Here is a 4,297-nt window from a genome sequence, read left to right as displayed (position 1 = left end):
CCCCAGCAACGCGCCGCCGGCGCCCCCCGCCAGCGTGCCGAGCAGGCCGCCGCCCAGCACGTTGCCGAGCACCGCGCCGCCGACGCCGCCGATCACCAGCCCCGTGGTGCCGTCGTTGCGACGGCAATAAGTGCGCCCGTCCTGACCGCGATAGATGCGATCGTTGCGGGTCAGGCGGCGTTCGCGATAGCGGCCCTCGCGATAACTGTCGGACGGGTTCCAATTCTGGTCTTCGCCATGCCAGCGATAGTCGCGGTCACGATCGCGGCGCTGGGCATCGGCGGGGGCCACCGCCAACGGGGCGGTGACGGTGGCAAGCATCAGTGCGGACAGCAGCGCATTCTTCATGGCGTCTTCTCCTCTTCCCCCGCTCAACGTCGCGAGGGGGCGGCAGGTTCAACGCGAAGCGTCGGCGGGCGGCGTCAGCTGGACGTGTTCGGGATAGGGCATGACCAATTGCCCGTCGGGCGCGGCGGTGAAGGTGGTCTGCGTCGGATAAGGAATGCTGATCCCCTCCTTCGCGAAGCGACGCATGATCGCCACCAGCAGGCGATTGCGCGTGGCATGGGCAGTGCCCCAGTCGTCGCCCGGCGTATCGACCTGCAGCACGAAGTCGAGGCTCGACGCGCCGAAGCTCTCGAACCCGGCGCGCGCGACCGTCGCGCCTTCGGCCTCGACCAGTTCGGTCAGGATGTCGGGAAGGCGGGCCAGCGTCTCCGGCGGCGTCTCGTACGCGACGCCGATCGTATAGGCGACGCGGACATGATCGCGCATCGTCGTGTTCTGGATTTCCTTGTCCAGCAGGTTGCGGTTCGAGATGATCCGCAATTCGCCGGTGAAGGCGCGGATGCGCGTCGATTTCAGCCCGATCGCCTCGATCACGCCGCTGGTATTGTCGTAGCTGATCTTGTCGCCGCGCCGGAACGGCCGGTCGAAGATGATCGCCAGCGCCGCGAACAGGTCGCCGAAGATGCCCTGCGCGGCGAGGCCGATCGCGATGCCGCCGACGCCGAGACCCGCGACCAGCCCGGTGACGTTGACGCCGAGATTGTCGAGCACGACGACCAGCGCGATCGCGAACACCGCGAAGCTGACCAGCAGGCGGATCAGCCCCATCGCGCTCATCAGCGCTTCGCCGCTGTAATGTTCGGAGCGGGTGCGATGCTCGATCGCGCCCAGGATCAGTTCGCGCGCCCACACCGCCGCCTGGAACACCGCGGCAACGGTGAACAGGAAGCCGGCGGTCTTTTCGACTTCCGGCGGCGTCGCGGCGTAACCGCTGACCAGCCGCGCGGACACCATCACGATGAAAAAGCCGCCGGTCCGCTCGATCGCGCGCCCGACGACCGCGGACCAGCCCTTGCCCGACGTGCTGCGCGCCGCCAGCCGCGCGCCGAGACTGCGCAGCCAGAACAGCAGCAGCGCGATGGCGACGCCCGCGCCGATCGCGATCAGGATTTCCAGCCAGCGTTCCTGAAGCCACGTCACCGCCGAACCGAACAGCGCGGTCATCTGATCCCCGACGCGGCCCGTGTCCAGCGCGGGCGCGGCGGCCTTGGCATTGCTCATGTCAGGCGGCCTTTCGCTCGCACGCGCCGGCGGTTTCCAGGAAGGCTATCAGCCCGCGCTCGATACGGGTCAGATAGTGCGTCGCGCGCGGCAGCCGCAGCGACTGGCGAAACACGGCCTGCGCGGCCTTGTCCTTGCCCAGGTCGATCAGCGCGGGGTGGACATAGGATTTGCGGGCGATCGCGGGCGTGTTGCCCAGCCGCGCGACGACCGGCTCCAGCATCGTTTTCAGCCCGATCGGCGCTTCGGCCTCCACCAGCGCCTCGAACGCGGTGACGCTGGCCCCCCAGGTACGGAAATGCTTGGCGGTGAATTCCCCGCCGGTCGCCTCGCGGATATAGGCGTTGACGTCGGAGGAGGTGACGCCGTGCGCCGCGCCATCATCGCCGACATATTGGAACAGCTTTTGTCCCGGCAGGTCCTGGCACTTCTTCACGAAGCGGGCCAGGCTGCCGTCGGTGATCTTCAGCCGCCGCTGCTTGCCCGACTTGGCGCGATATTCCAGCGTCAGCGTGGCGCCGCGAATGTCGGCATGCCGATCGCGCAGCGTGGTCAGTCCGAAACTCTTGTTTGCCCTGGCATAGCTTTCGTTCCCGATGCGCAGCGATGCGATGTCTAGCAACTTGACGATCGCGGCGACGGTGCGCTCCTTGCTGTGCGTCCGTCGCGCCAGGTCGCTTTCCACCCGCGCGCGCAGCCGGGCCAGCGCCTGTCCGAACGGCGCGCACAAATCGTATTTCGCGGCTTCCTGCTGCGCACGGAAGTCGAGGTGATAGCGATATTGCTTTCGCCCCTTTTCATCCCAGCCGATCGCCTGGATGTGGCCATGCGCATGGGGGCAGAACCAGGCGTCGGTATAGGCGGGGGGCAGGCCGATCGCGTTGAGCCGGTCGATTTCGTCGCGATCGGTGATCCGGGTGCCGTCCGGCAAGTGATAGGCCCATTTGCCGTGGCGGGTCTTCTTCCGGGTGATACCGGGTTCCTCGTCATCGCAATAGGTGATCGCTCGCGCCACGCGCCCTTCGCCTTTCCGGTCCGGATGCTCCGACCAATGGTCTCGGGAAATGCGCGGGCCGTCGCTTCGTTCCGGAACGGGGCGGGGCAGGCGGGGGTTCTGCCACCGCCCCCAGGCACATCTTTCCAGACATTCAGGAGATTTCCATGGCCGACCTGTCGCAAGCCCGCGTGCTGATGATCGCCGCCGACGGTTTTGAAACCGTGGAGCTGTTCGAACCGAAAAAGGCGCTGGAAGCCGCCGGCGCCACCGTGACGCTGGCGTCGATCAGGCGCGACCCGATCCAGGGCATGAAGGGCGATATCAACAAGGCGGAAACCGCCACCCCCGACCTGACGCTGGAGGAGGTAAACCCCGACGATTACGACGCGCTGGTCCTGCCCGGCGGGGTCGCCAACCCCGATAAATTGCGGCTGGAGGAGCGCGCGCTGGAGATCGTCGAGGACTTCATGGACGATGACAAGATCGTCGCCGCGATCTGCCACGCGCCGTGGCTGCTGGTCGAGGCGGAGGTGATCGACGGTCGCCGGCTGACAGGATATCCGTCGATCCGTACCGACCTGGAGAATGCCGGCGGCGACGTGGTGGACGAGGAGGTCGTGATCGACGGCAACCTCATCACCAGCCGCAATCCCGACGACATCCCCGCGTTCAACAAGGCGATTATCGACGCGCTGTCGCAGATGGCGACCGAGGAAGCCTGACCCGGGCCATCACGGCCGGTGGTTCAAATAGGGACGCGCCCCGCCCGGTCGGGTGGGGCGCGTCCCCGCGCGTTATGGCATGAGCGCGGGCGGCTTTCGCTGCCGGAGAGATGCCTGATGCGCCGTATCGCTGCCCTTGCCCTGACCTTCGCCGCCGCCGCCTCGGCCAGCGCGCAGGCGCCGACCGGGCGCTTCGTCGTCGGCGACCAGGTATTCGGCACGCTGCAACAGGCGGTCGATGCGATCGGCGACGGGGAAGGGACGATCCATATCCCGCCGGGCACCTATCGCGACTGCGCCGTGCAGGAGAAGGGGCGGATCGCCTTCGTCGCGGACAAGCCCGGCAGCGTCATCTTCACGCGCGTGACGTGCGAGGACAAGGCCGCGCTGGTGCTGCGCGGGCGCGGCGCGCGGGTCGAGGGGATCGTGTTCACGCATCTGGAGGTGGGCGACGGCAACGGCGCGGGCATCCGGCTGGAACACGGCAACCTGTCGGTGGTGCAGTCGATGTTCCTCGACAGCCAGTGCGGCATCCTGACCGCGGAGGATCCGTCCGCCACGGTCTCGATCGACCATTCGACCTTCGCGGGGCTGGGCAAGGATCCGACCGGCAATGGCGCGCATGCCGTTTATGTCGGCGGTTACGGCGCGGCTAAGGTGACCGCCTCGCGGTTCGAGCGCGGACGTGGCGGCCATTACCTGAAGGTGCGTGCGCCGCGCGTGGAGATCGTCGGCAACAGCTTCGACGATACGCAGGGGCATACCACCAATTACATGATCGACCTGTCGAACGGCGCGCGCGGGCGGATCGCCGACAACGCCTTCGTGATGGGGCGCGACAAGGACAATCACTCGACGATGATCACCGTCGCGCCGGAGGGGGCGCGCAACGATTCGACCGGGCTGGTGATCGAGGGCAATCGCGCGTCGCTGGCGCCGGGCGTGGACTACAAGCCGGTGTTCGTCGGCAACTGGTCCGGCGAGCAGCTGGTGATCCGCGGCAATGCGC

Annotated in this window: 5 protein-coding genes; 2 read left to right on the top strand and 3 right to left on the bottom strand. The window is 67.4% G+C overall.

The genetic code is table 11. The annotated features are described in order from the left end of the window. From AX685_RS17505 to AX685_RS17495, 3 genes are all read right to left on the bottom strand, one after another. A partial coding sequence (locus AX685_RS17505; RefSeq protein ID WP_066490936.1) for a hypothetical protein occupies nt 1–348 on the bottom strand: 348 nt, incomplete at its 3' end. Nucleotides 349–396: 48 nt separating this feature from the next. After that, the gene (locus AX685_RS17500) at nt 397–1,569 is read right to left on the bottom strand and encodes a mechanosensitive ion channel family protein (protein WP_066490935.1); all 1,173 of its coding nucleotides are present in this window, start codon (nt 1,567–1,569) and stop codon (nt 397–399) included. A gap of 1 nt (nt 1,570) precedes the next feature. Next, the gene (locus AX685_RS17495; RefSeq protein ID WP_066490934.1) at nt 1,571–2,584 is read right to left on the bottom strand and encodes a DNA topoisomerase IB; all 1,014 of its coding nucleotides are present in this window, start codon (nt 2,582–2,584) and stop codon (nt 1,571–1,573) included. 146 nt (nt 2,585–2,730) lie between these two features. Between AX685_RS17495 and AX685_RS17490 the strand changes: the two genes are divergently transcribed. Together AX685_RS17490 and AX685_RS17485 are read left to right on the top strand one after the other, a co-directional pair. Then, nucleotides 2,731–3,288 carry a type 1 glutamine amidotransferase domain-containing protein gene (locus AX685_RS17490; protein WP_066490932.1) on the top strand — a complete coding sequence of 186 codons (558 nt, stop codon included), beginning with the start codon at nt 2,731–2,733 and terminating at the stop codon, nt 3,286–3,288. Nucleotides 3,289–3,405: 117 nt separating this feature from the next. Beyond that, nucleotides 3,406–4,297: hypothetical protein (locus AX685_RS17485; RefSeq protein ID WP_066490931.1), on the top strand; the 892-nt coding region annotated here is incomplete at its 3' end.

Source organism: Sphingomonas sp. CCH9-F2, from assembly GCF_001556735.1.
GTDB classification, from domain to species: Bacteria; Pseudomonadota; Alphaproteobacteria; order Sphingomonadales; family Sphingomonadaceae; genus Sphingomonas; species Sphingomonas ginsenosidimutans.
This window is presented reverse-complemented; position numbering and strand designations above follow the sequence as displayed.

Bases quoted from the DNA above. Each gene is read 5' to 3' on its own strand.
- AX685_RS17500 (WP_066490935.1), bottom strand. From the start codon at position 1,569: ATGAGCAATGCCAAGGCCGCCGCGCCCGCGCTGGACACGGGCCGCGTC.
- AX685_RS17490 (WP_066490932.1), top strand. From the start codon at position 2,731: ATGGCCGACCTGTCGCAAGCCCGCGTGCTGATGATCGCCGCCGACGGT.